Raw genomic sequence first — 24196 nt, forward strand, 5'->3', positions numbered from 1 at the left:
CGCCGACCGCTCTCCCGCGTCGGGATCCACAGGATTGGGGATTCGCGCACGTCGGGTCGGCTGTTGTGCCGTGGGCGGTCCTAGCGGACAGCCACCTCACAAGTCCTGTTGGTATTCAACGTCGGACCACCTCCTTTCCTGTGTGCCCGCAGGCTATGCCGCGTCCGGTTCCTTCGGCAACAGATTTTTTCCGGTTCGGAAATCGCAGGTCAGATGCCTCGTTCGGGCCTCGATGCCGACCGTTGACACCCCTACCCCCTAGGGGTATGTTCGCCTTCAGGATGAAGGTGGACCGTTGCGGGGAGGGCATCATGGACCACGAGCACCACCACGCCGCCGCCGAGCAGCAGGACGGCCGCGCGCTGACCCGATCAGCGATCAGCGCCACGGCGCACTGCCTGACCGGCTGCGCCATCGGCGAAGTCCTCGGCATGGTCATCGGAACCGCGCTGGGCTGGGGGGACCTGGCCACGATCGTCCTCGCGATCGCGCTGGCGTTCCTGTTCGGCTACAGCATGACGATCGTTCCCGTGCTGCGCGCGGGCGTCGGCCTCGGCGCGGCCATCGGCGTCGCCTTCGCCGCCGACACCCTGTCGATCACCGTCATGGAGATCGTCGACAACCTGTTCATGGTGCTCATCCCGGGTGCCATGGACGCAGGCCTGACGAGCTGGCTGTTCTGGCTCTCGCTGGCCGCGGCCCTGGCCATCGCCTTCGTCCTCACCGTCCCGGTCAACCGGGTTCTGATCAGCCGGGGCAAGGGCCACGCGGTGGCGCACCAGTACCACTAGTGGGAGATGTTGGGAGGTGCGTTGCTCGGCGGTGCCGGTGGCAGAAACCCCCGAAGGGAAAGCGCAGCGGCTCCGTGGACTCCGTGACCGGCCAACGCCGCTGGTGACAGGCCCGGTTAGGCTCGGGCCATGCCGATGTCTGTTCGTCTCGCCACCAAGGAGGACCGACCCGCGATCCTCGAACTGCTCCAGTCCGCGCAGGAGAGCGCGGTGCCCGAGGCCAAGCGCGGGGAACAGGGGTTCGTCCAGGGCGAGTGGGACGAGGAGGCGCTGGAGGCCTTCACCGGCGGTCCCGGCACGTTCCTGGTGGAGGACAAGGACAAGCTCGCCGGCGTCGTGCTGACCTCGGAAGCCGGGGCGCTGCCCGGACCGGCGCAGCGGACCGCGGAGCTGACCAAGAACCTCGAAGGTCCCGTCCTGCACTGCGGCCCGGTGGTCGTCGCACCGAAGTACCGCGGCAAGGGCGTCGTCCGGATGCTGCTGTCGGGCATGGCCCTGATGCTCGGCGACCGGTACCCCAGCGCCGCCGTGTTCGTCGAGAACACCAACCAGCGCGGGTTGAAGGTGCACCGGGCGCTCGGCATGAAGAAGCACACCCGGTTCACCCTCGACGACCGCGCTTACACGGTCTTCACCTTCACCCCGGCGGACTTCAGCCCCCGACCGGCCAGGTGATCACCCGCCGAGGCGCGCGAGGGCCTCGGCGCCGGTCAGGCAACCTGCTGTCGTGAGGTTCAGGTTCGCGACGGCCGCCTCGTGCACGGCCGGGTCCGCCGCCGTCGTGCAATCGGTGACGACGTGAGCGGTGAACCCAGGTCGGTGGCGTGGCGGGCGGTCTGCTCGACCGTCAGGTTCGTGGCGACGCCGGTGATGAACAGCGTGTCGATTCCCCGGGCGGTCAAGCGGTCGGCCAGGTCGTTGCCCGCGAGGCCGGAGAGCTTCTGGTTGTCCACCACGTCCAGGGCGCCGGACATCTCCGGGATCAGCTGCGCGCCGGGGGAGTCGGGGCGGAAGAGCTCCTGGGCCTCGCCGACCGCGCGCATGAACTCGGTGTTGCGCACCAGCTGCCCCTCGTCTTCCGGAACGGTGAAGCGGGTGAACACCACCGGCGCCGCGGCCTCGGCGTGGAAGCGCGCCGCGCGCTCGACCACGCCGCTGCGGGCCACCGGCTCGGCGAGCATGCCGCCGAAGAACCCCTCGGGCTTGATCACGTTGACCTGCCAGTGCAGCGCCAGAATCGCGTGTGAGCCGTTCGCCATGCCCGAATCGTCCCCGATGAACCGGCCTGGTGGTGGGAGGGCGGGGAATCAGGATTCCCACGCGGTGGATCTTGAATCGACGCTCAGTCGTGGTCGCCGTCGACGTAGAGCCAGGTCTTGCCGCGGCGGGTGAAGCGGCTGTGCTCGGTGAGCGACCCGGTCGCACCGTCGAGGCGGTAGAGGGCCCGGAAGTCCACGGTTCCCTCGGTCTCGAAGGGCCCGCCGCCGGTGCGGCTCAGGATCTCCAGGCGGAGCCAGCGCTGCGACGGGTCGAGGTCGAGCTCCTCCGGGCGCGTCGTCGGGTGCCAGGTGCGGAGCAGGTAGTCGGCGTCGCCGACCGCGAACGCCGAGTAGCGCGAGCGCATCAGCTGCTCGGCCGTGGCCGCTTCGCGCTCACCGGCGTGCAGCGGTCCGCAGCACTCGCCGTAGGGCTCGCCCAGTCCGCAGGGGCACAGATCCTTCACGCTCACCTGGGAAGTTTCTCATCCGCCTCCCCGGTGCTGCCGGGTGCGCTCGATCGCGGCGGCGCGGTTGCGCAGGATCTCGTCGTTGAAGATGCGGGCGCGCTGGGCCAGCGAATCCCGGATCAGCGGGTGAGCGGCGGCGACGTCGGTGGTCTCGGCGGGGTCGATGTCGAGGTCGACCAGCATCTCGCGACCCAGATCCGGCCAGACCGTCGCGGGCCACAGCAGCTTCCACCGGTCCTGGCGCGCGGCGGCGACGTTCCACACCCAGTCCGGGTCGACCTCGCCCGTCGGGCCTTCCTCCAGGTCGCCGAAGTAGTACAGCGTGCGGCCGCGCGGCATCGGCTCGCCCGCCAGCGCGGGCGCGATGCTGATGCCGTCGATGGGCCGATCGGACGGAGGTGCGGGAGCCCCCGCCAGGTCGATCAGCGTTGGCAGCAGGTCCACGAACGAGATCGGGTACCGGTTCTCGCCGACGGGTACCCGGCCGGGCCAGCGGACCATGAACGGCACCCGGAGGCCGCCCTCGTACGGATCGGTCTTGCGGCCCCGCAACCCGCCGGTGCTGCCCTCGAACCACGGCCCGTTGTCGCTGGTGACGATGACGAGCGTGGACTCCACCAGCTCCAGCGCGCGCAGCTCGTCGAGCAACCTGCCCACCTGCCGGTCGGCCTCGCGGATGACGTCGGGGTAGTGGCCGTCGGCACCACCGGTCTCCTCCGGCACGTGGAAGGGCTGGTGCACGGAGCTGTGCGGGACGTAGGCGAAGAAGGGCCGTTGCCGCGCAACGCTCCTCCGGATGAACGCGATCGCGGCGTCGGTGTACTCGCCGGCCAGGCGCTCCTGCCCCTGCTCGGTGTTGACGTCGTCCACCGCCACCGCATCGCCCCGGTACAGCGGTAGCCGCTGCCGGTCTCCCCACCCCTGGTCGTTGCTGTAGGGAATCCCGCAGAAGTGGTCGAAACCGTGCGAGGACGGCAGGAACCGGGGCCGCGCGTCCCACGGGTTGCCGGTGAGCCGCGGATCCCCCAGATGCCACTTGCCGAAGATCCCGGTGGCGTACCCGGCCGCCCGCATCGCCTCGGCGACCGTGTGCTCGAACTCCGGCAGCCCGCGATCCTCCTCCGGCCACAACACCTGCGGCAGACCGACGCGCTGCGCGTAGCGGCCGGTCATCAGCGCGGCCCGCGACGGGGTGCAGATCGGCGCCCCGGAGCAGGCCTGCCGGAAGGTCATCCCGGCGCCGCCGACGGCGTCCATGCGCGGCGTGCCGACCGGCGAGCCGTAGCGGCTCAGATCGCCGTAGCCCAGGTCGTCGAGGACGATGAGCACGATGTTCGGTCGTGACCCCGAAAGCGCACCGGACATGTCAGCACCCCCTGACGCGGTCGCGGCTCCGATTCTCCCTGGAAGACGCGGTTTTCCCGTTGTTGCCACCCGGTCGGCGCACGAGAACCGATCGTCTGGCCCAGCGCGGTGCGCGGGTGTGAGAGAATTGCCCGACTCGACGAGGGATCGGCCGTGGTCACGGACATGGTTCGAGGTGATCGCCGCTCCTGCGACGAAGAGCTGCCCGACCCGAGGCACCTTCGTCCCCGCAGGAGCAGGCAATGGCCACGATCAGCTGGTCCGAGAACGGATCACCGAAATCCGCCCGTTGGCATTCCGAGAACTCGGCCCCCGCGCCGACCAGCGTTGTCGTCGTCGACGACCGCACCACGGCCAAAGCCGCCCACCGCACCGCCGAAGCGGGCACGGCCATGCTCTGGCGCGGTGACTTCCACGCGGCACGCCGCCTCGTGCAGGACCTGGACCGCCGCCTGCGCCGCCGCCCCGCGCCCGAGGGCGACACCGCGTCGCTGTTCCGCGCGCACCGCGCCGCGCGCGCCGAGCGGGCGGAACTGCTCGGCCGGGTGCTGCTGGTGCTGGAGCCCGACCACGCGCTGGCGCTGCAACGCGCACCCGACGTGCGCGAGGCGTGCCTGCACGCCTACGGCCCGCCCACCGGCGAACCGATGTGCGTGTCCGCGCCCGAACTGCTCGGGGTGATCAGCGCTCACCAGTGGCACGAGAAGGGCGTGGACGTTCCCGCGCTCGGCGAGCGGATCCACCCCGACTACGGCGTTTTCGCACCCGTCCGGAGCGAGTACGTCGCTCTCGTCGCCGAGGCGCCGCTTCCGGCCGAGCCCCCGGTCGCGTTCGACCTGGGTACCGGAACCGGTGTGCTCGCAGCGGTTCTCGGCAGGCGCGGTGCGCGCGTGGTGGCCACCGACATCAACCCGCGAGCCGTGGTGTGCGCCCGCGCGAACATCCACCGGCTCGGCCTCGCCGAGCGGGTCACGGTCGAGGAGGCCGACCTGTGGCCGAGCGGACGTGCCGACGTCGCCGTGTGCAACCCGCCCTGGATTCCCGCGCGACCCACCTCGGCGCTGGAACTCGGTGTCTACGACCAGGATTCGGACATGCTGCACCGGTTCATCGACGGTCTCCGCGAGCACCTCAACCCCGGTGGCCAGGGCTGGCTGGTGCTCTCCGACCTCGCCGAAAGGCTGGGCCTGCGGACCCGCGCCGAGCTGCTCGACCGCATAGCCGCGGCGGGACTGGACGTGCGAGCCCGCTACGACACCGCGCCGAGCCACCCCAAGGCGTCGGACACCACCGACCCGCTCCACCAGGCCCGGCGCGAGGAGATCACGTCGCTGTGGCGGCTCAGCGCAGGAAGTCCAGCAGGTGGCCGGTGACCTCGGCCGGCTTCTCCAGCTGCAGGAAGTGCCCCGCCCCAGACAGCAGCGCGGCGCGCGACGGCGGTGCGACGCGGGACCGCGCGACCGCGAAGAAACGCGGGTCGATGGCGCCGTCCCGGTCGCCGTGGAGGTAGAGCAGCGGGCTCCGGGGTTCGGCGAGAGCCGCTCGGCTGCCGCGCGAGGCCAGGGCTCGGTAGTAGGACACGACGGCCTTCGCCCGGGCCTGGTCGGGGACGGCGCGCGCGAGGTGGGCGAGGTCGTCGGTCGCGTCGTACCCCGGTGACCACGTCCGCCACAGGCGCCGGGCCAGCCAGGTGAAGTTCCGCTCGGCCAGGCCGGGGACCTGGTTGTAGGCGATGTACCAGGAGTGCAGCGGCTGCCTGACCAGCCCCGACAGCCAGGTCCGTGCCACCGCCCGGGTCGGGTTCATCCAGGCCAGCGGAGGCACCGCCAGGAGGGCGACGCGCGCGTAGGGCGAGGACGGGTCGGCGGCCAGCGCACCCGCGGTGATCGCACCCCAGTCGTGGCCGATCAGCGCGGTCGAGGAGTCGCCGCCGAGGCGCTCGTGCAGCGCGACGGCATCGGCGGCGAGCGCGCTCACCGAGTAGTCGCCGTCGATCGGCGCGTCCGAGGGCACGTAGCCGCGCAGGAACGGCGCCACCACCCGGTACCCGGCCTCGGCCAGCAGCGGCCCGACCGCGCGCCACGTCCACGCGGTGTCGGGAAAACCGTGCAGCGCCACCAGGAGTTCACCGTCCACCGGCCCCCACTCCAGGACCCCGACGTCGTGCGTCGGGAGGGAGACGGTGCGCTCGCGAGGGGTCATGCCTCGCGACGCTAACCGCTGGGAGCCCCCGCTGCGATGGTGGATCGATCCCGCCGGTGAAAGCCGAGTGCAAGCGGGTGCGCCTAGCGTTGGTGATCGACTTGGGAGACACGATGACCACGATCGATCTTTCCGCTCTCGACTTCTGGGCCCAACCGCCCTCGGAACGGGACACGACGTTCGCGGCGCTCCGCGCGGCCGACGGACCCGTGTTCTGCCCGCGCGACGACGGCCCCGGCTTCTACGCGATCACCCGCTACGACCAGATCGCCGAGGCCAGCCGGAACCCGCAGGCGTTCAGCTCGGAGCCCATCGCCGCCAGCCTCGACGACCCGCCGCCGGAGGTGGCCGGGCTGCTGGGGTCGATGCTGAGCACGGACGACCCGCGCCACGCGCGGCTGCGCCGCATCGTCGCCCGCGCCTTCACCCCGAGGATGATCTCCAGGGCGACCGAAGACGTCGCCCGGCTGGCCACCGAGATCGTCGACGCGCTGGTGCAGCGGGGGCCGTGCGACTTCGTCGCCGAGGTCGCCATGCCGATGCCCCTGGAGATCGTGTGCCGGATGATGGGCGTTCCCGAATCCGCCCGGCCCGAGGTCGTCGAGGCGACCAACGCGCTCATCTCCAGCATCGGAGACCCGGACCACCAGGACCCGAGCGGCAAGCCCCGGACGGCGGTGCTGGTCGACAACGTGCGGTTCATGCACGAGCTGATGGGTGAGCTCGCCCGCGACCGCCGGGCGAACCCGGCCGACGACATCGTCACCGCGATGGTCCACGGCGACGTCGACGGCGAAGCGCTCAGCGACGCCGACCTGGGCAAGTTCTTCGTGCTGCTGGTCGTCGCGGGCAACGAGACCACCCGCAACGCCCTCTCGCACGCGCTGGCGCTGTTCACCGAGCACCCGGAACAGCGCGACCTGCTGCTGTCCGACCTCGACGAGCGGATGCCCGCCGCGATCGAGGAGGTCGTCCGCTACGCGACACCGGTCAACTGGATGCGGCGCACCGCGACCGGCGATGTGGACCTGCTCGGCAACCGCTTCCGCGCCGGTGACCGGCTGATCATGTACTACGTGTCGGCCAACCGGGACGAGACCGTCTTCGTCGACCCGAACCGGTTCACCATCACGCGCAATCCCAACCCTCACCTCGGTTTCGGCTCGCGCGGGCCGCACTTCTGCCTGGGCGCGCACCTGGCGCGACGCGAGATCGACCTGATGCTGCGGGAGCTGTTCACCCGGGTGCCCGACATCCACGCCACCGCCGAGCCGGTCCGCCAGCGCACCAGCTTCGTCAACGGGGTGCTGGAGCTTCCCTGCGCGTTCTGAGCCCGGTTCAGCGCTTGGCCGCGCGCAGCGCGGTGCGGATCATCGGCCACTGCAAGGGCAGCCGGGCGACGGTGCCGGCGAAGAACGCCGCCGGCGCGGCTCCGCCCTTGCGCTTCGCGCGCTTGCCCGCGTCCACGCTCATCTTGACGTTGCCGGGGAAGACGCCGGCGAGCAGCGCGGCGCTGGCGAGCCCTGCGGCGCCGCGGGTGCGCGGGTGCAGCAGCCCGGCGGCGCACGCCAGCTCGGCGACTCCGGAGATCTCCACGACCCGGCGGGGAGCGGGCAGCGCGGACGGGATCAGCGGCTCGAAGATCTGGGGTCTGACCAGGTGCAACGTCCCCGAGGTGGCGAACAGCGCGGCGAGTCCGACGATCGGGAGGTCCAGCGGTGCCGGGCGTGAGGTCATGCCGCCGAACATAGTTGACCTGGCCCGGTGCGAGGGACGAGATAGGTCACACCAACCGCCCACACCCCGGCTGAACGGGGCGCGGTGTCCGGATGGTCGGGACTTTGTCCCCTGTGCGGGACGCCTGGTGGCCGGGAGTCTCGGAGTCGGTCGGGGCGCGGTGCGCTCGGCGACCGTGCCGTCCTGACCAGGGCGGATCCAGTCGGGGGAGGAATCAGATGGGCGTCGCGCAGACGGCTCGCACGGGCGTTCGGGCACCGGAGGTCGAGTGGTCGCCAGCCGAGATCGGGGAGCTCGGCGAGGCGGTCTCGCGCGCTCCGTCGGTGCACAACAGCCGGCCCTGGTCGCTGACGCTGCACCGCCGCACCGCCGTGCTGCGCGAGGACCCGGCGAGGCGGATGCAGCACGACCCGGAGGGCCGTGACCAGCGCATCTCGTGCGGTGCGGCGCTGATGAACCTGGTGCTGGCGGTGCGGAGCCTGGGGTGGAGCGCGCAGGTCGAGCTCGGGGCCTCCGGGGGTCTGGTCTCCGCGGCCGTCAACGCCGGTGAGCCCGCCGAGCCGAGCCCGCGGGAGGCGAGCTGGGCCCGCGCGATCCCGGAGCGCCGCAGCCACCGGGCGCCGTTCTCGGGCAAACCGGTGCCGGAGCTGCTCCGCGAGAAGATCTGGGACGCCGCCGCGGGCACCCGCTGCGGCGGGCGCTGGATCAACTCCGACGCCGAGGCCGCCGAGGTCGCGGGGATGCTGAGCCGATCGGCCACCGCGTTCCAGGCCGATGCCGGCTACACCCGCGAGCTGGCCGGGTGGGTGACGCCGGGGGGCAAGCGGCTGCGGAGCGAGTCCGAGGGGCTGAGCGGCCTGGCTGCGGCCGGGCTGACCGCCATCACCACGCACCTGCCCGACGAAACCGTCCTGGCGCGGCTCCTCCGCGAGGAGGCGGTGCTGCTGGTGGGCACGCGCGGCGACCGCGCGATCGACCACCTGCGCGCGGGGCAAGCCGTCGAGCGGGCGTGGCTGGAGGCCGCCGGATCCGGCCTGTCGGTGTCGATGATGACCCAGCCGCTGCACGTGCCGGAGATCCGCACCGGCCTCGCCGAACGCCTCGGCACGTCCCTCATCCCCCAGGCGATCATGCGCTTCGGCTATCCGAAGGAGTCCTGAGCGCACCGCGGTTCGGGGTCGACGATCGCGGGCGGTTCTGGTCCGAACCGCCCGCGATCGATGTCGTTTTCGCCCGGTCGGTGCGGATCAAAAACCGCCCGCTGCCGAGAGCCTCGACGCCGGGCCCGAGTCCCGGGCGTGAAAACGGGAAAATCCGCCTGTTCCGTTAACGGGAGATGACCCTCCGTTGACGTCCGCTGCATGCCGGTGCGCGTTCCTCCGTGCGCGCGCGTCCACTGGTTCCGTTGCTGTCCCGGAGGGCGAGCTTTGTCGGGTTGTGGCAGGTCGCGCGGCCTGAATTCGGTTCTCCTCCTGGGAAAAATCAGAACTGGCGAGTATTGGTCACCGGGCTTCTCCGTCCGGGGGCGGGTCGGTCACCGTATGGATCCAGATGTCCCACGGGATGGACCGATTCGTCCCTCGATCAGAGGACAGAGGTGCCTGTGAGCGCGAACGGAACGGATGCCGATCGTCCGGGCGGGAGCACGGAGGTCTCCGCCGGTCCGCAACGCCGCGCGATCTGGGTGCCCGAACCCGCCGAGCTGTCCGATGTGGAACTGCTGCTGGACGGCGCGTTCCCGCCGCTGCGCGGATTCCTCACCGCCGACGAGGTCGAGTCGGTGCGGACCCGCCAACGCCTCGACGTCGACGTGCCCTGGCCCGAGCCGATCACCCTGACGGTCCCGGAGGAGGTCGCCGCGGCCGAGGAGATCGAGCTGCGCGACGTCGAAGGCGCCCCGGTCGCGGTGCTCCGCAACGAAACCCCGTGGTCCGACGAGACCGGCGCGCACCCGGCGGGCCCGCTCGTGGCCGCCGAGGAGCCCGCCGGAGTGCTCCGCCGGATGCGGCCGCCCGCCGAGCAGGTCCGGGCCGCGCTCCCGGCCGCACCCGTGCTCGGCGTGCTGCCCGAGGCCCCGCTGCACCACCGCGAGCTCGCCCAGATCCGCCAGCTGGCCGGCGAGCTCGACGCGCACGTCCTGATCCTGCCGCGCATGACCGGCCCGCGGCCCGAAGCGCTGGTCCAGTCGGTAATGGCCGCCCGCCCGGAACTGCCCGAGGGCGCCACGATCGTCCCGGTCCCGCTGGCGCGCCGCGCCGACCCGAAGCGCGACGCCCTGCTCGCCGCGCACGTCGCCGTCGCCTACGGCGCCACCCACCTGATCTCGGAAAGCCCTCTCGAACAGGCTCCCGTCCAGGTGCTCGAACCGCCGGAGGTGGTGCGCGACCACGCCGACCGCTGGCGTCCCGCCGCGCAGGTCGCCCCCGCCGAATGCCGTCCCGGTCTCAGCGACGAGGGCCTGCGCGAACTCCTCGACCGCGGCGCGGAACTGCCCGACTGGTTCACCACGCCCGCCATCGCCGAGCAGCAGCGCAGGCTCCACCCGCCGCTGACCGCGCGCGGGTTCACCGTCCTGTTCACCGGTCTGTCCGGTGCGGGCAAGTCGACGCTGGCGCGGGCGCTGCGCGACGAGCTCAGCAGGCACGATCACCGCGCGGTCACGCTGCTCGACGGCGACGTGGTCCGCCGGACGCTGTGCGAGGGGCTGGGCTTCTCCGCCGAGGACCGCAGCCGCAACGTCCGCCGCATCGGCTACGTCGCAGCCGAGGTCACCCGCCACGGCGGCGCGGCGATCTGCGCGCCCATCGCGCCGTACCACGCCGACCGGGACGCGGTGCGCCGCATGGTCCACGAGGCGGGCGGGTTCGTGCTGGTCCACGTGGCCACGCCGCTGGGGGAGTGCGAGCGGCGCGACCGAAAGGGGCTCTACCGCAAGGCGCGCAACGGGTCGCTGCCGGAGTTCACCGGCGTCTCCGCTCCCTACGAGGTCCCCGACGACGCCGACCTCGTCCTGGACACCTCCGAGCTGTCGCAGGACGAGGCCGTGGCACGCGTCGTGGCCTTGTTGCGCGAACGGGGCTGGGTGCGGTCGTGGACCTCGGTGTAGCGGCGACAGGGCTGCTCACCGGCCTGATGGTGGGCGTGACCGGCATGGGCGGCGGTGCGCTGACGATGCCGCTGCTGACGCTGGTCTTCGGCGTGCCACCGCTGGCCGCGGTGTCCTCGGACCTGGTGGCCGCGGCGGTGATGAAACCGCTGGGCGCGGCGGTGCACCTGCGGCGTCGCACGGTGCAGCCCGAGCTGGTCGGCTGGCTGTGCCTGGGTTCGCTGCCGTCCGCGGCGGCCGGGTCGTTGCTGGCGGGATCGCTGGGCAGCGGGGCCGAATCGGTGCTCAAGGAGATCGTGGGCGGCGCCGTGCTGCTGGCCGCGATCACGCTGTTCGCCCGGATGCTCCTCTCCCGCCGACCCTCCACATCGGACGGAACCCGGGTGCGCCCGGTGCCCACGGTGCTGCTCGGCGCGGTCGCCGGTCTTGTGGTGGGCACGACCTCGGTGGGCTCCGGATCGATCATCATCGTGGTCCTGCTGCTGCTCAACCGCGGGCTGAGCTCGGCGCGGCTGGTCGGCACCGACCTCGTCCAGGCGGTGCCGCTGGTGCTGGTCTCGGCGATCGGCCACCTGTTCGCCGGTGATGTCCACATCGGACTGGTCGGTTCGCTGCTGGCCGGATCGATCCCCGGCGTGCTGGTGGGATCGCTGATCTCCGCGCGGGTTCCCGACCGGCCGGTGCGGGTCCTGCTCGGTGGAATGCTGGTGACGACCGGGCTGATGATGATCGGCACCGACGTCCTGCCGGGAGTGTCGGCGGGACTGCTGGTCGTGCTGCTCGGCGCGGTGATCCCACCGCTGCGCAACGCGATGTCGTCGCGGCGGGCGCCCGTCGCGAGTGATCACAGGGAGGTAGTGGGGTGAGCGACGACCACGAGCTGGCCGCGCGGCTGGCGCGGCGAGCGGGCGAGCGCCTGGTCGAGCTGCGAGAGGGATCCGCAGCGGTGCCCCGGGCGCTCGGTGACGCCGGTGACGCCGCGGCCCACCGGCTGCTCGTCGACGCGCTCGCGCAGGAACGCCCGGCTGATCCGGTGCTGTCCGAGCACGGTGTGGCCGGACCGGAACGCGTTCCGGGCGAACGTGTTTGGATCGTCGATCCGCTCGACGGGACGCGCGAGTTCACCGAACCCGGTCGCGCCGACTGGGCGGTGCACGTCGCGCTCGCCGAAGGCCACGAGGTCATCGCCTCAGCCGTCGCGCTGCCCGCCCAGGGCATCGTGCTGGACACCGGCGCACCCCCGAAGCAGCCGACGAGCGCCATCGATCGCCCGCGCATCGCGGTCAGCCGCAGCAGGCCGCCGGAGTTCGTCGCCGCGATCGCGGCCGAGATCGGTGCCGAACTGGTGCCGATGGGCTCGGCGGGCGCCAAGATCACCGCCGTGGTCCTCGGCGAGGTCGACGCCTACCTGCACGGCGGCGGCCAGTACGAGTGGGACAGCGCCGCTCCCGTCGGCATCGCCCGCGCCGCAGGTCTGCACACCAGTCGGCTCGACGGCACCGAACTCGTCTACGACCGCCCCGACCCGTGGTTGCCCGACCTGCTGGTCTGCCGCCGCGAGCTGGCCGTGGACCTGCTCGCCGCCCTGTCCGACCGAATCGAGGGGAGTCGCTGATGCCCGCCGGGCTGTCTCGTCTGGACCTGCTGGAATCCGAGGCGGTGCACCTCATCCGCGAGGTGGTCGCCGAGCGCGACCGCCCTGCGCTGCTGTTCTCCGGCGGAAAGGACTCCGCCGTGCTGCTCAAGCTCGCGGAGAAGGCGTTCGCCCCGGCGCCGATCCCGTTCCCCGTGCTGCACGTCGACACCGGTCACAACTTCGAAGAGGTCCTCGACTTCCGGGACCGCCGCGCCGCCGAACTCGGCGTGCGGCTGGTGGTGGCCTCGGTGCAGGAGTCCATCGACGCCGGCCGCACCACCGAACCCGAGGGCCTGACCAGCCGCAACCGGCTGCAGACGGCCTCGCTGCTGGAGGCCATCGCCGAGCACCGCTTCGACGCGCTGTTCGGCGGCGCCCGCCGGGACGAGGAACGCGCCCGCGCCAAGGAGCGCATGCTCTCCTTCCGCGACACCTTCGGCCAGTGGGATCCGCGCAACCAGCGCCCGGAGCTGTGGAACCTCTACAACGGGCTGATCCACCCCGGGGAGAACGTGCGCGCCTTCCCGCTGTCGAACTGGACCGAGCGCGACGTCTGGACCTACATCGACCACGAGGACGTCGAGCTGCCGTCGCTGTACTTCGCCCACAACCGCAAGGTCTTCGAGCGCGACGGGATGCTGCTGGCCGACAACCCGTTCCTGCCGCGCGACGCCGACGAGCAGCTGGTCGAGCGGTCCGTGCGGTTCCGCACCGTCGGCGACATGACCTGCACCGGTGCCGTGGAGTCGACGGCGGCGACGGTCTCCGAGGTGATCGCCGAGATCGCCGCGACCAGGATCTCCGAGCGCGGCCAGACCCGCGCCGACGACCGCACCAGCGCGGCGGCGATGGAGGACCGCAAGCGGGAGGGATACTTCTGATGACCACCACCGAACCGGTCTTCGCCCCGGCCGACAGCCTGCTGCGCTTCGCCACCGCGGGCGCCGTCGACGACGGCAAGTCGACCCTGATCGGGCGGCTGCTGCACGATTCCAAGTCGCTGCTGGCCGACCAGCTCGAACAGCTGGAGGTGGTCGGAAAGGAGCGCGGGGACGAGCAGCTCGACCTGGCGATGCTCACCGACGGGCTGCGCGCCGAGCGCGAGCAGGGCATCACCATCGACGTCGCGCACCGATACTTCGAGACCGCGCGGCGGGCGTTCATCATCGCCGACACGCCCGGCCACGCCCAGTACACCCGCAACATGGTCACCGGCGCCTCCACCGCGGACCTGGCGATCGTGCTCGTCGACGCCCGCAACGGGCTGACCGAGCAGAGCCGCAGGCACGCGGTCCTGGCGGGCCTGCTGCGCGTGCCGCAGCTGGTGCTGGCGGTGAACAAGATGGACCTGGTCGAGCACGACGAGTCCGTCTTCCGCGCCATCACCGAGGAGTTCGCGGCCTTCACCGAGCGGCTGAACCTGCGCGAGGTCACCGCCATCCCGATCTCGGCGCTGCGCGGCGACAACGTCGTGGACCGCTCCGCGGCGATGCCCTGGTACGACGGGCCGTCGCTGCTGGAGCACCTGGAGCAGGTCGAGGTCGCCGACGAGGCGGGCCCGTTCCGGCTGCCGGTGCAGTACGCGATCCGCGCGCAGGAGCAGGACTACCGGGGTTGTGCGGGCCAGATCGCGGGCGGATCGATCGCGCCCGGCGAGGAGGTGCTGCACCTGCCTTCCGGGATGCGCAGCCGCGTGGTCGCCGTCGACACCGCCGACGGGGAGCTGGAACGCGGTCAGGCGCCGCAGTCGGTGGCGTTGCGGCTGGCCGAGAACATCGACGTCGGTCGCGGCGACCTACTCTGCGCGGTCGACCAGCCCCCGGCCGCGGCCGAGGAGCTGACGGCGTCGGTGTGCTGGATGTCGCCGAAGACCCCGCTCACCCCGGGAACCCGGTTGCTGCTCAAGCACACCACTCGCGTGGTCAAGGCGATCGTCACCGAGGTCCGCGAACGGCTCGACGTCACCACCTTGGAGCGCGGCCCGGCCGATTCGCTGGGGCTCAACGACGTCGGCGAGATCACCGTGCGGCTCGCGCAACCGGTGTTCTGCGATCCCTACGAGCGCAACAGGTTCACCGGAGGAGCTGTGCTCATCGACGAGTCCGGCCACGCGACGGTCGGTGCCGTCCTGATCACCGACGCGCGCTGAAAGACCTGAACAGCACGACGAAGGAGTGACAATGGTCAAGATCATCGGAGCCGGTTTCGGCCGGACCGGAACCGCGTCGATGAAGGCGGCGCTGGAGCACCTCGGCTTCGCGCCGTGCTACCACATGTTCGAGGTCATCGCGCAACCCGAACGCGCGAAGGACTGGGACCGCGCTCTGGACGGGGAGGTCGACGACTGGGAGACCGTGCTCGGCGGTTTCGAGTCCACAGTGGACTGGCCGGGCTGCACGTTCTGGCGCGAGCTCATGGACTTCTACCCGGACGCGAAGGTGCTGCTCACCGTCCGCGACCCGGAGCGCTGGTACGACAGCGTTTTCAACACGATCTACCAGTTCGTGCAGGATCCCCCGGCCGACGACGACTTCAGCACCAGGATGCGGCCGACCGTGGAGCGGATGATCTGGAACGGCACCTTCGACGGCCGCTTCGACGACCGCGAGCACGCCATCAAGGTCTTCGAGGCCCACAACGCCGCCGTGCAGGAAGCCGTTCCGGCCGACCGGCTGCTGGTCTACGAGGTCGGCGAGGGCTGGGACCGGCTGTGCGAGTTCCTCGACGTCCCGGTCCCCGAGCAGGCGTTCCCGCACGTCAACGACTCCGGCTCGATTCGCGACCTCGTCGAGAAGACCCAACGCGAGGGCAAGTTCACCTCACCGTTCGAGTCCTGATCAAAACCGTTTGAGGATTTCTCTGCTTGGCGGTGCGGGTGGCGGAAACCCCCGAAGGGGAAAGCGCAGCGGCTTCGTGGTCTCCGTGCGCCACTCCTGATGTATTCCGCTTACCCAGGGGGTGGACATCGGCGTCGCGGCGTGCTCGCCACGAAGCCGCTCAGAACCCGCGGCGGTGCGAGTTGAGTCCCACATCTGAAGCAGTGGCTCCGCCGAATTTTTGAACAGTTTCGAGTCTCTCTCTTAGGAGATCCATGTCCGCCAACGAATTGGACCGCAGATCGGTGCTGCGGATGCTTGCCGCAGCGCCTCTGGTTCCTGCGGCGTTATCGGGCACGGCGCAGGCCGCGCCCCGGCCGTCCGCCGGTGTCCTGGGCGCCGATCTGGTCAGCCGTCCTGATCTGCACCCGCCGCTGATGGAGATCATCACCCCGGCCGCGGGTACCGAGCCGGGGCACGTGCTGCTCACGCCCACCGGTGCGAGCACGATGGACGTCAACGCGCCCGCCCCGCGCGCGCCCATCCAGCCGGGTTCGATGCTGATGGACGACACCGGGCAGGCCGTCTGGTTCGGCCCGGCGACCGAGGGCGTGAACTTCGACCTGAAGGTCCAGCAGTACCAGGGAAAACCGGTGCTGACGTTCTGGGAGGGCCAGGTCGTGGTGCCGCCCGGGTTCGGCCACGGCAAGTTCGTGGTCCTGGACGAGACCTACGCGCGCATCGCCGAGGTCGCCCCGGTCAACGGGCTGACCGGTGACCTGCACGAGTTCATCATCACCCCGCAGGGCACGGCCCTGCTCCTCGCCTACCGCGAGGTGCGTTCGGACACGACTTCCGTTGGCGGGCAGCCGAACTCGAAGGTCCTCGAGAACGTCGTGCAGGAGATCGACATCGCCTCCGGTGAGCTGGTCTTCGAGTGGAACAGCCTGGCGCACGTCGGCCTGGACGAGTCGTTCTACCCGGTCCCCAAGGACCCTGAGGAGTTCCACGACTACATCCACCTCAACGCGATCTGCGAGGACGGCGACGCGCTGCTGGTCTCGGCGCGCTGCACGCACGCCGTCTACCGCATCGACCGCCGCAGCGGCGACGTGAAGTGGCGGTTGTGCGGGCGCAAGAGCGATTTCGCGATGGGTGACGACGCGGCTTTCGCCTGGCAGCACGACGTCCGCCGGCACGCGGACGGCTCGATCAGCCTGTTCGACAACGCCGACGCGGCGGGGCGCGGCAAGTCGCGCGGCATGACGCTCAACGTCGACGAGTCGGCCAAGACGGCGACGCTGCTGCGCAGCGCGGAGAGCCCGGAGGGGCTGCTGGCGCCCAACCAGGGCAACGCCCAGATGCTGCCCAACGGTCACATGTTCGTGGGTTGGGGCGGCAAGCCGTACTTCAGCGAGTTCGGCCCGAACAACGAGGTGCTGTTCCACGGCCGCTTCGCGGAGTCGATGGGTTCCTACCGCGCCTACCGCTCCCAGTGGGTCGGCAAGCCCACCGACGCCCCGGCGGTCGCTGGGAAGCCGGGCGACGGAGTGACCAGCGTCTACGCCAGCTGGAACGGCGCCACGGAGGTGACCGGCTGGCGAGTCCTCGCGGGCCCGGACGAGCAGAACCTCGCCCCGGTCCTGGACGCTCCGAAGGCCGGCTTCGAAACCAAGATCGACTTCCAGGGCTCCCACGCCTTCGCCGCGGTGGAAGCCCTCGACGGAAGCGGAGCGGTGCTCGGCAGGTCGGCCGCCGTTCAGGTCGCCTGAGCGAAGGCGGTTCTGGTCCGAACTGACCGGGCAAAACGGACGCGCATAGCGGACGGTTCGGACCAAAACCGCCGGGTGGTGCCCCAGGAGATGACCGTGACCAGGATGAATCGAGAGGAGGGTTAGGATGCTTTAGACCCGAAGGAGTGCTGATCGTGACCAGGCGCGGACAGGACGCGAGTGGACGCGATGCGGCGGTTCCACAGGCCGACGACGACCGGGAGGTTCGCCGCCGGTGCCGGCGGGCGCTCGGCGTGACCACGCTCGGGTTGATGCTGGTGCTGGTCAACGCCACTTCGCTGAACCTGGCGCTGCCCGCGTTGTCGGCGTCCTTCCAGGTTCCCGCCGCCACCGCCGACTGGTTCCTGGTGGCGTTCATGCTCAGCAACACCGCGTCGATCCTGGTGTTCAGCCGCATCTCCGACATGCTGGGGCGGCGGACGATCTACCTCGCCGGTCTCGTGTGCTTCACCGTGATCAGCCTGCTGTGCGCGCTCGCGCCCAACGCCACCGTGCTCATCCTGCTGCGGGTGCTGCAGGGCATCGCGGCGGCCACCACCGTCACCAACACGACCGCGATCCTCACCGACGTCTTCCCGCCGGACCGCCTCGTGCGCGGCCTGAGCCTCAACATCACCGCCGCCTCGATCGCCCAGATGATCGGGCCCGCACTGGGCGGGTTGCTGGTGACCTTCGCCGACTGGCACGCCTTGTTCCTGGTCAACGTGCCCATCGGAATCCTGGCCGTGGTGCTGGGAGCGAGGCTGCTGCCGAAGATCCCGCGCGCACGCGGCCCGAGGGAGCGCTTCGACGTCGCCGGGGCGGTGCTCTCCAGCGCGGGCCTGGCGGTGCTGCTGTTCGGCATCAACCGCATCGGGCCGTGGGGAGCGACCGACCTCCGCGTACCGGCGGCGATCCTGCTGGGCATCGCGCTGCTGACGGCGTTCGTGCTGGTGGAGCTGCGGATCTCGGCTCCGCTGCTGGACTTCCAGCTGGTGCGCCGACCTGGACGCGGCCAGGCGTACGGGGCCGCGTTCTTCAACTCCTTCTGCCGCGCGGGAGTCGTGGTCCTGGTGGGCCTGCACCAGCAGATGGTCGAGCACCGCACGGCGCTGGAAGCAGGCTTCGTGGTGATGCCGCTGGCGCTGCTGATGATGCTGTGCGCGCCGCTGAGCGGACGGCTGTCGTCTCGCTGGTCGGCGCGAACCCTGTCCAGCCTCGGCGCGCTGCTGGTCGTGCTCGGCACCGCCGGACTGGCCGGTCAGCTGGCGACACCCGGTGCGCCGCTGGTGCTGATGGCGTTGTGGCTGGGGCTCATCGGAGGGGGAACGGGACTGTTCACCGCCCCCAACACCGGCTCGATCATGGCCGGTGTCAGCAGCGACCGCCGCGCGGTGGCCAACGGGATCCGCTCGATGCTGTTCAACAGCGCCCAGGCCGCCGGAACCGCTGTCGCGCTGCTGATCCTGACCACCTGGCTGGGCTCCTCCGGCGTGGCCTCCTACGCGGCGGACGCCGACGACCCGGCCGTGCGCACCGGTTTCGCGGTGGCCGTGGCCGCGACCGGCCTCGCCGCGCTGGCGGGATTCGTCCTGTCGCTGGCGCGCGGCGGCCCGTGGCGGGCGCGCTGATCACTCCAGGACGTGCGCGCCGATGTGCGGCAGGTCGTGGGCGAGCCGGTCGCGCTTGGCGGTGAGGTAGCCGACGTTGTGCTCGCTGGCCGGGGCGAGCAGCGGAACGCGACGAACGACGGCGATGCCGGAGGTCTCCAGCGCGCGGACCTTGTCCGGGTTGTTCGACAGCAGCCGGACCGAGCGCACCCCGAGCCGCCGGAACAGCCTCGCCGCCGGACCGTAGTCGCGGGTGTCGACGGGATAGCCGAGGGCGGTCGCCGAGTCCACGGTGTCCAGTCCCCGCGAGTCCTGCAGGACCTGGGTGCGCACCTTCGCCACCAGGCCGATCCCGCGCCCCTCCTGACCTCGCAGGTAGACCAGCACCCCAGAGCCCTCGTCGGCGATCCGGTCGAGGGCCAGGCGGAGCTGATCACCGCACTCGCAGCGCAGAGCGCCGAAGACGTCGCCGGTCAGGCATTCCGAGTGGACCCGCACCAGCACGTCCTCGCTCGCCGAACCGAGGACCAGCGCCAGGTGCTCGACCCCGTCGACCGGGTCGCGGAAGGCGATGCAGCGGAAGTTCGCGCGTCGCGTCGCCAACTGCGATTCGGCGACGTCCTCGTCACGGATGGTGTGCTCGCGCCTGGCGGCTCGCTCGTGCATCCGGCCCTCTCGTCACCTCGTCCAGCTGTGTTTACGCTCGGTCGAAGTCTCGACAGTAACCGGCAGACCACCGGAGGTCACCTTTGTTCACCGTCACGGTTCGTGACCACGTGATGATCGCCCACAGCTTCCGGGGCGAGGTCTTCGGACCCGCGCAACGCCTGCACGGCGCGACGTTCGTCGTGGACGCGACGTTCACCCGCGACGAGCTGGACGCCGACAACATCGTCGTCGACATCGGACGCGCCACCGAGCAGCTCGGCGAGGTGCTGGCCGGGCTGAACTACCGCAACCTCGACGAGGAACCGGAGTTCGCCGGGGTCAACACCTCGACGGAGTTCCTGGCGAAGGTCATCGCCGATCGCCTCGCCGACCGCGTCCACGAGGGAGCTCTCGGCGAATCCGCGCGCGGGCTCAGCGGACTGCGCGTCGCGCTGCACGAATCGCACGTGGCCTGGGCCGGTTACGAACGCGCGCTGTGAGGGTCCACTTCGTCGTCCCCGCCGACGACCGGCCCAGCGGTGGCAACGTCTACGACCGCCACGCCACCGAGGGCCTGGCGGCACTGGGCTTCGACGTGCGCGCGACCGCGCTCGCGGGGACCTGGCCGCAGCCCGACGACGACGCGCGCGACCGGTTGGCCGACGTGCTCGCAGCGGTGCCGGACGGGGGAGCGGTGCTTCTCGACGGGCTCGTGGCCTGCGGCGTTCCCGAGATCATCGGGTCCCGCGCCGACCGGCTGCGCACGGCGGTCCTGGTGCACCTGCCGCTGGCCGACGAGACCGGGCTGGACCCGGCAACCGCTGCGCGACTCGACACCGCCGAGCGCGCGACGCTGCGCGCGGCCGACCTCGTCATCGCCACGAGCCCGCAGGCCGCGCAGCGGATCGCCCGCCACCACGGTCTTCGCCGCGTCCGCACCGCGACTCCGGGCACCGAACCCGCAGCGCTCGCGCCCGGAACCGACGGGGTGTCGCGACTGCTGTGCGTCGGTTCGCTGACACCGCGCAAGGGCCACGACCTGCTGGTCGAAGCCCTCGCAGACCTCCCGCTGACCTGCGACTTCGTCGGCCCGGCCCGCGATCCCGATCGCGTGCGGCGGCTGATCGAGCACCACGCGGGGATCCGCTGGCGCGGCCCGCTGGCCGGCGCGGAGCTCGCCGACGCCTACGCCTCCGCCGACCTGCTCGTGCAGCCCTCCCTCGCCGAGACCTACGGCATGGCCGTCACCGAAGCCCTGGCACGCGGGATCCCGGTGATCGCCAGCGCCGTCCCGGACGCGCTCGGCGACGGCGGCCTGCTCCTGCCGCCCGGAAACACCGCGGCCCTCGCCGACGCCCTGCGGCGCTGGTCCGACGACCCGGACTTCCGGTCCCGGCTCCGCGAGTCGGCGCTGCGCCGCCGCGATCAGCTGCCGACCTGGGAGGCGACCGCGCGGCAGCTGGCCGCCGCGCTGACTAGCCTTGAAGCATGACCGCCGCCGGTTTCGCCCCGGAGTGGCTGGCACTCCGCGAACGCGCTGATGCCGAGGCCCGCGCAGCGGAACTGCTGGGACCTCTCCGCGAGTCGCTGCCGGCCTCCCGGCTGGTGATCCGCGACCTGGGGTGCGGCACCGGTTCGATGGGGCGGTGGCTGGCCGGGCGGCTCCACCGCCCGCAGCACTGGGTCCTGCACGACCGCGATCCGCGGCTCCTCGCGCTCGCCGAAGCAGCCTTGGCCACCGAGGACGTCACCGTCGAAACCCGACGAGCCGAGCTCGCCGGACTGCGCGCAACAGACCTGGCCGGAACATCGCTGGTCACCGCCTCCGCGCTGCTCGACGTGCTCACCGAGGGCGAGGTCCGCTCGCTGGCCGCCGCCTGCGTCGAAGCCCGCTGCCCAGCCCTGCTGACACTCACCGTGGTCGGGCGCGTCGATTTCGAGCCGCCGGAGCCGCTGGACGCGCGGTTCGAAGCGGCGTTCAACCAGCACCAACGCCGCCATCTGCTCGGGCCCGACGCGGTGCCCGCCGCCGTCGCGGCGTTCGAGGACCTCGGCGCGCGGGTGCTCACCCGCCCGAGCCCCTGGCGGCTCGGCCCCGGCCCGTTGGCCGAGGAGTGGCTGCGCGGCTGGGTCGGCGCGGCCTGCGAGCAGGAACCCGAACTGGCCGCGGCGGCACCCGACTACCTGCGGCGGCGATCCGGTGACCTGCGGGTCCTGGTCCACCACGCCGACCTGCTCGCGATTCCGGGGGAGCGCGCATGATCCGCCGGCTGTGGCCCTGGCTGCGCGTGCTCGTCGCGGCCGGGATCCTCGCGCTGCTGGCGTGGCGGTTGGGCACCGACGCCTTCCTCGACGGGCTGCGCGCCATCGACGTCACGACCGCGCTCGCGGCGCTGGCCATCGGGTTGGCCACCACGGTGTGCAGCGCGTGGCGGTGGTGCGTGGTCGCGCGCGGTCTCGGACTGCGGCTCTCGCTGCGCACCGCGGTCGCCGACTACTACCGCGCCCTGCTGCTCAACGCCCTGCTGCCCGCCGGGGTGCTGGGAGACGTGCACCGCGCGGTCAGCCACGGGCACCGCTCCGGAGACCTCGGCGGTGGTGTTCGCGCCGTCGTGCTCGAACGCTGCGCCGGGCAGATCGCTCTCATCACCGTCGCGGCCGTCGTGCTGCTGACCGGTCCGGCGCTGCCGTTCGCGCTCGCTCCGGGGCTGGTCGTCGCGGTGGTGGCGGCGGGCCTGAGCCTGCTCGTCCCGGCGGTGCGCCGCGCGGCCGTGACGTTCTGGCGCGACGCGCGTCGCGGGGTGCTGACCCGGCGGGCCCTGACACCGGTCGCGGTCTCCTCGGTCGCGACCGTCGCCGGGCACCTGGCGCTGTTCCTGGTCGCCGCGCGGGTCGCGGGCGCGGACGTCCCGGTCGCGACCCTGCTGCCGCTGCTGGTGCTCGCGCTGCTGGTGATGGCGCTGCCGATCAACGTCGGCGGCTGGGGACCGAGGGAAGCGTTCCTGGCGGTCGCCTTCGCCGCCACCGGGTGGGACCCGGCGCAGGGCCTGGCGACCTCGGTCGCCTACGGGGTGCTGGCGGTGATCGCCGCGCTGCCCGGCGTGTTCGTGCTGGTCGGCCGTTCAGCCGAGCGCCGCCAGGTGGTCGCCGAACGCCGCGACGAGACCGGCGAGCAGGTCTCGGCCCTTGCTCGCTGAGGCCAGCGACGGCCTGCCGATGACGCCCGACTCCGAGTAGTGCGGCATCCCGGTCGTGAGCAGGTGCCTGCGGTCGTCGGCGAGGTGATCGCCCGACTCGTAACCGGGACGGACCAGGTCGGGTTGGGCGTGCAGCAGGATCGAGGTCTCCACCTCGCCCGCGTGCATGTCGCTGCGCGCCGGTGTCTCGACGCCGGCGGCCGCCCTCACCTCGTCCCAGTCGCGCGCCGCCGGGAACAGCGCCATGTCCCCACCGGCCTCCTGGACGACGTTGGACAGCACGTAGTTCCCGCCGTGGCCGTTGATCAGCACCAGCTTCGGCACGCCCGAGCGCCGCAGCGACTCGAACACGTCGGTGACCACCAGGTGCAGCGTGCTCGCGGAGATGCTCACGGTTCCCGGCCAGGCGGCGTGCTCCTGCGAGCACGAGATCGTCACCGGCGACAGCAGCTGCACGGGGTGGGCGGCGGCGACCTCCCGGGCGATGGTGCAGGCGATGACGGTGTCGGTCACCAGCGGCAGGTGCGAGCCGTGCTGTTCGAGGCTGCCGATCGGCAGCACCGCGACATCGGCTCGCCGGTCGCGCACGTCGTCGGTCGTGTCACGGACGAGCATGACCCGCACGGTAGTCAACCCGGTGGCACAGCGCCGGAAGCTCACCCGAGAGCAGTTCGGGCAGGTCGTCGAAGGAGCTCACACCGGTGATCAGCGCGTCGAAGGACGGATCGGCGAGCAGGTCCAGCGCCAACGACATCCGCTCGGCGTGACCGCGGCGCGGATGCGCGACCACGCCCACCTGGCTGCTGCGGATCGTGAGCCGCCGGGAGTGGAAGAACTCGCCCAGCGGCAAGCCCACCTCCGCGTCCCCGTACCAGCTCAGCTCGACGACGCGACCCTCCTGTGCGAGCAGTTCCAGCGAGCGCACCAGGCCCCGCCGGTCGCCGCTGGCGTGCACGACGAGATCGCACTCCTCGCGGGCGTGTTCTGGGATGGCGAAGTCGACGCCGAGGGCGCGCGCGGTCGTCTCGCGGGCGGGGTCGACGTCGACCAGCTGCGCCCGCACGCCGGGGACGCGGGCGAGGATGGCGGCCACGGCGCACCCGACCATCCCGCCACCGACGACCGCGATCCGGTCACCAACCAGCGGGGCCGCGTCCCACGCGGCGTTGACGGCGGTCTCCACGGTCCCGGCGAGCACGGCCCGCTCGGGCGGGACCTGCGGGGGCACGACGGTGACCGCGTCGGCGGGCACCACGTAACGGGTCTGGTGCGGGTACAGGCAGAACACGGTGCGGCCTTCCAGCTCGACCGGCCCGCGTTCGACCACGCCGACGTTGAGGTAGCCGTACTTGACCGGCCACGGGAAATCGCCCTCCTGGAACGGCGCCCGCATCCGCTGGTGCTGGGACTCGGGGATTCGCCCGCGCAGCACGAGGCTTTCGGTGCCCCTGCTGATCGCCGAGTGCAGGGTGCGCACCTGCACCTGATCCGGCGAACGCTCCGGGAGCGCGGAGCGCCGGATCTCGCACTCGCCCTCCGCCGTGACCCACAATGCTCGCGTGGCCTCTGCCATGGACGACCTCCGAGAAC

At 71.7% G+C, this 24196-nt stretch carries 25 protein-coding genes; 17 read left to right on the forward strand and 8 right to left on the reverse strand.

The window, feature by feature from the left end; all coding sequences use genetic code 11:
• Positions 1–311: 311 nt before the first annotated feature.
• Together AB0J91_RS06000 and AB0J91_RS06005 are read left to right on the forward strand one after the other, a co-directional pair.
• Positions 312–791, forward strand: coding sequence for a DUF4396 domain-containing protein (locus tag AB0J91_RS06000; RefSeq protein ID WP_363864614.1), 480 nt, complete (start codon positions 312–314; stop codon positions 789–791).
• A gap of 129 nt (positions 792–920) precedes the next feature.
• Positions 921–1466, forward strand: coding sequence for a GNAT family N-acetyltransferase (locus AB0J91_RS06005; RefSeq protein WP_363787178.1), 546 nt, complete (start codon positions 921–923; stop codon positions 1464–1466).
• A 59-nt stretch (positions 1467–1525) separates the two neighbouring features.
• Here the strand turns inward: AB0J91_RS06005 and AB0J91_RS06010 are convergent, their stop codons facing one another.
• The 3 genes from AB0J91_RS06010 to AB0J91_RS06020 all read right to left on the reverse strand — a co-directional run bounded on the left by AB0J91_RS06010 (position 1526) and on the right by AB0J91_RS06020 (position 3882).
• The gene (locus AB0J91_RS06010; RefSeq protein WP_363864616.1) at positions 1526–2050 is read right to left on the reverse strand and encodes an isochorismatase family protein; all 525 of its coding nucleotides are present in this window, start codon (positions 2048–2050) and stop codon (positions 1526–1528) included.
• Positions 2051–2133: 83 nt separating this feature from the next.
• On the reverse strand, positions 2134–2514 hold the full coding sequence (locus AB0J91_RS06015) for a YchJ family protein (RefSeq protein WP_363864916.1): 381 nt from the start codon (positions 2512–2514) through the stop codon (positions 2134–2136).
• An 18-nt stretch (positions 2515–2532) separates the two neighbouring features.
• Positions 2533–3882, reverse strand: a complete 1350-nt coding sequence (locus tag AB0J91_RS06020; protein WP_363864618.1) for a sulfatase-like hydrolase/transferase — start codon at positions 3880–3882, stop codon at positions 2533–2535.
• A 242-nt stretch (positions 3883–4124) separates the two neighbouring features.
• On the opposite strand from AB0J91_RS06020, the gene AB0J91_RS06025 reads away from it, so the two are divergent.
• Positions 4125–5255, forward strand: a complete 1131-nt coding sequence (locus tag AB0J91_RS06025) for a class I SAM-dependent methyltransferase (protein ID WP_363864620.1) — start codon at positions 4125–4127, stop codon at positions 5253–5255.
• On the opposite strand, the gene AB0J91_RS06030 is transcribed toward AB0J91_RS06025, so the two are convergent.
• Positions 5224–6084, reverse strand: a complete 861-nt coding sequence (locus AB0J91_RS06030) for an alpha/beta fold hydrolase (protein ID WP_363864622.1) — start codon at positions 6082–6084, stop codon at positions 5224–5226. The genes AB0J91_RS06025 and AB0J91_RS06030 overlap by 32 nt on opposite strands.
• A 113-nt stretch (positions 6085–6197) precedes the next feature.
• On the opposite strand from AB0J91_RS06030, the gene AB0J91_RS06035 reads away from it, so the two are divergent.
• Positions 6198–7415, forward strand: coding sequence for a cytochrome P450 (locus tag AB0J91_RS06035; protein WP_363864624.1), 1218 nt, complete (start codon positions 6198–6200; stop codon positions 7413–7415).
• Positions 7416–7422: 7 nt separating this feature from the next.
• Here AB0J91_RS06035 and AB0J91_RS06040 read toward each other — a convergent pair whose 3' ends face one another.
• Positions 7423–7821 (reverse strand): DoxX family protein, encoded by a 399-nt coding sequence (locus tag AB0J91_RS06040; protein WP_363864626.1) that lies wholly within the window; start codon positions 7819–7821, stop codon positions 7423–7425.
• Positions 7822–8039: 218 nt separating this feature from the next.
• Between AB0J91_RS06040 and AB0J91_RS06045 the strand changes: the two genes are divergently transcribed.
• The 9 genes from AB0J91_RS06045 (at position 8040) to AB0J91_RS06085 (ending at position 18782) form a co-directional block, all read left to right on the forward strand.
• On the forward strand, positions 8040–8981 hold the full coding sequence (locus tag AB0J91_RS06045) for a nitroreductase family protein (protein WP_363864628.1): 942 nt from the start codon (positions 8040–8042) through the stop codon (positions 8979–8981).
• A gap of 443 nt (positions 8982–9424) precedes the next feature.
• Entirely contained in the window at positions 9425–10927 is a 1503-nt protein-coding gene (gene cysC / locus AB0J91_RS06050) for an adenylyl-sulfate kinase (RefSeq protein WP_363864630.1), read from the forward strand.
• Positions 10912–11793: a sulfite exporter TauE/SafE family protein gene (locus tag AB0J91_RS06055; RefSeq protein ID WP_363864632.1), complete on the forward strand. Its 882-nt coding sequence runs from the start codon at positions 10912–10914 to the stop codon at positions 11791–11793. Before cysC ends, AB0J91_RS06055 begins: the two co-directional genes overlap by 16 nt.
• Entirely contained in the window at positions 11790–12542 is a 753-nt protein-coding gene (locus tag AB0J91_RS06060) for a 3'(2'),5'-bisphosphate nucleotidase CysQ (RefSeq protein ID WP_363864634.1), read from the forward strand. The genes AB0J91_RS06055 and AB0J91_RS06060 overlap by 4 nt, the downstream gene beginning before the upstream one ends.
• Positions 12542–13444: a sulfate adenylyltransferase subunit CysD gene (gene cysD / locus AB0J91_RS06065; protein WP_363864636.1), complete on the forward strand. Its 903-nt coding sequence runs from the start codon at positions 12542–12544 to the stop codon at positions 13442–13444. Before AB0J91_RS06060 ends, cysD begins: the two co-directional genes overlap by 1 nt.
• Positions 13444–14712 (forward strand): GTP-binding protein, encoded by a 1269-nt coding sequence (locus AB0J91_RS06070; RefSeq protein ID WP_363864638.1) that lies wholly within the window; start codon positions 13444–13446, stop codon positions 14710–14712. Before cysD ends, AB0J91_RS06070 begins: the two co-directional genes overlap by 1 nt.
• Positions 14713–14743: 31 nt before the next feature.
• Entirely contained in the window at positions 14744–15400 is a 657-nt protein-coding gene (locus AB0J91_RS06075) for a sulfotransferase family protein (protein ID WP_363864640.1), read from the forward strand.
• A 254-nt stretch (positions 15401–15654) separates the two neighbouring features.
• Positions 15655–17151 (forward strand): arylsulfotransferase family protein, encoded by a 1497-nt coding sequence (locus AB0J91_RS06080; RefSeq protein ID WP_363864642.1) that lies wholly within the window; start codon positions 15655–15657, stop codon positions 17149–17151.
• Positions 17152–17306: 155 nt separating this feature from the next.
• Positions 17307–18782, forward strand: coding sequence for an MFS transporter (locus AB0J91_RS06085; RefSeq protein ID WP_363787209.1), 1476 nt, complete (start codon positions 17307–17309; stop codon positions 18780–18782).
• Here AB0J91_RS06085 and AB0J91_RS06090 read toward each other — a convergent pair whose 3' ends face one another.
• The gene (locus AB0J91_RS06090; protein WP_363864644.1) at positions 18783–19427 is read right to left on the reverse strand and encodes a GTP cyclohydrolase II; all 645 of its coding nucleotides are present in this window, start codon (positions 19425–19427) and stop codon (positions 18783–18785) included.
• An 83-nt stretch (positions 19428–19510) separates the two neighbouring features.
• Here AB0J91_RS06090 and AB0J91_RS06095 point away from each other — a divergent pair, with 83 nt between their 5' ends.
• The 4 genes from AB0J91_RS06095 to AB0J91_RS06110 are packed head-to-tail and all read left to right on the forward strand — an operon-like array spanning position 19511 to position 22606.
• Positions 19511–19909 (forward strand): 6-carboxytetrahydropterin synthase, encoded by a 399-nt coding sequence (locus AB0J91_RS06095; RefSeq protein ID WP_363864646.1) that lies wholly within the window; start codon positions 19511–19513, stop codon positions 19907–19909.
• Positions 19906–20901 (forward strand): glycosyltransferase family 4 protein, encoded by a 996-nt coding sequence (locus tag AB0J91_RS06100; protein WP_363864648.1) that lies wholly within the window; start codon positions 19906–19908, stop codon positions 20899–20901. The genes AB0J91_RS06095 and AB0J91_RS06100 overlap by 4 nt, the downstream gene beginning before the upstream one ends.
• The gene (locus tag AB0J91_RS06105; protein WP_363864650.1) at positions 20898–21671 is read left to right on the forward strand and encodes a methyltransferase domain-containing protein; all 774 of its coding nucleotides are present in this window, start codon (positions 20898–20900) and stop codon (positions 21669–21671) included. The genes AB0J91_RS06100 and AB0J91_RS06105 overlap by 4 nt, the downstream gene beginning before the upstream one ends.
• Positions 21668–22606: a lysylphosphatidylglycerol synthase transmembrane domain-containing protein gene (locus tag AB0J91_RS06110; RefSeq protein WP_363864652.1), complete on the forward strand. Its 939-nt coding sequence runs from the start codon at positions 21668–21670 to the stop codon at positions 22604–22606. Before AB0J91_RS06105 ends, AB0J91_RS06110 begins: the two co-directional genes overlap by 4 nt.
• Here AB0J91_RS06110 and AB0J91_RS06115 read toward each other — a convergent pair.
• On the reverse strand, positions 22532–23221 hold the full coding sequence (locus AB0J91_RS06115) for a creatininase family protein (RefSeq protein ID WP_363864654.1): 690 nt from the start codon (positions 23219–23221) through the stop codon (positions 22532–22534). The genes AB0J91_RS06110 and AB0J91_RS06115 overlap by 75 nt on opposite strands.
• Positions 23208–24179, reverse strand: coding sequence for a zinc-binding alcohol dehydrogenase (locus tag AB0J91_RS06120; protein ID WP_363864656.1), 972 nt, complete (start codon positions 24177–24179; stop codon positions 23208–23210). The genes AB0J91_RS06115 and AB0J91_RS06120 overlap by 14 nt, the downstream gene beginning before the upstream one ends.
• Positions 24180–24196: the final 17 nt, after the last annotated feature.

The organism is Saccharopolyspora sp. NPDC049357 (assembly GCF_040677225.1).
In the GTDB taxonomy this organism is placed as follows: Bacteria; Actinomycetota; Actinomycetes; order Mycobacteriales; family Pseudonocardiaceae; genus Saccharopolyspora.

Excerpts from the sequence above, each read along its gene's own strand:
- AB0J91_RS06000 (WP_363864614.1), top strand. The coding sequence starts at position 312 with ATGGACCACGAGCACCACCACGCCGCCGCCGAGCAGCAGGACGGCCGC.
- AB0J91_RS06005 (WP_363787178.1), top strand. The coding sequence starts at position 921 with ATGCCGATGTCTGTTCGTCTCGCCACCAAGGAGGACCGACCCGCGATC.
- AB0J91_RS06010 (WP_363864616.1), bottom strand. The coding sequence starts at position 2,050 with ATGGCGAACGGCTCACACGCGATTCTGGCGCTGCACTGGCAGGTCAAC.
- AB0J91_RS06020 (WP_363864618.1), bottom strand. The coding sequence starts at position 3,882 with ATGTCCGGTGCGCTTTCGGGGTCACGACCGAACATCGTGCTCATCGTC.
- AB0J91_RS06025 (WP_363864620.1), top strand. The coding sequence starts at position 4,125 with ATGGCCACGATCAGCTGGTCCGAGAACGGATCACCGAAATCCGCCCGT.
- AB0J91_RS06030 (WP_363864622.1), bottom strand. The coding sequence starts at position 6,084 with ATGACCCCTCGCGAGCGCACCGTCTCCCTCCCGACGCACGACGTCGGG.
- AB0J91_RS06035 (WP_363864624.1), top strand. The coding sequence starts at position 6,198 with ATGACCACGATCGATCTTTCCGCTCTCGACTTCTGGGCCCAACCGCCC.
- AB0J91_RS06040 (WP_363864626.1), bottom strand. The coding sequence starts at position 7,821 with ATGACCTCACGCCCGGCACCGCTGGACCTCCCGATCGTCGGACTCGCC.
- AB0J91_RS06045 (WP_363864628.1), top strand. The coding sequence starts at position 8,040 with ATGGGCGTCGCGCAGACGGCTCGCACGGGCGTTCGGGCACCGGAGGTC.
- cysD (WP_363864636.1), top strand. The coding sequence starts at position 12,542 with ATGCCCGCCGGGCTGTCTCGTCTGGACCTGCTGGAATCCGAGGCGGTG.
- AB0J91_RS06070 (WP_363864638.1), top strand. The coding sequence starts at position 13,444 with ATGACCACCACCGAACCGGTCTTCGCCCCGGCCGACAGCCTGCTGCGC.
- AB0J91_RS06075 (WP_363864640.1), top strand. The coding sequence starts at position 14,744 with ATGGTCAAGATCATCGGAGCCGGTTTCGGCCGGACCGGAACCGCGTCG.
- AB0J91_RS06080 (WP_363864642.1), top strand. The coding sequence starts at position 15,655 with ATGTCCGCCAACGAATTGGACCGCAGATCGGTGCTGCGGATGCTTGCC.
- AB0J91_RS06090 (WP_363864644.1), bottom strand. The coding sequence starts at position 19,427 with ATGCACGAGCGAGCCGCCAGGCGCGAGCACACCATCCGTGACGAGGAC.
- AB0J91_RS06105 (WP_363864650.1), top strand. The coding sequence starts at position 20,898 with ATGACCGCCGCCGGTTTCGCCCCGGAGTGGCTGGCACTCCGCGAACGC.
- AB0J91_RS06110 (WP_363864652.1), top strand. The coding sequence starts at position 21,668 with ATGATCCGCCGGCTGTGGCCCTGGCTGCGCGTGCTCGTCGCGGCCGGG.
- AB0J91_RS06115 (WP_363864654.1), bottom strand. The coding sequence starts at position 23,221 with ATGCTCGTCCGTGACACGACCGACGACGTGCGCGACCGGCGAGCCGAT.
- AB0J91_RS06120 (WP_363864656.1), bottom strand. The coding sequence starts at position 24,179 with ATGGCAGAGGCCACGCGAGCATTGTGGGTCACGGCGGAGGGCGAGTGC.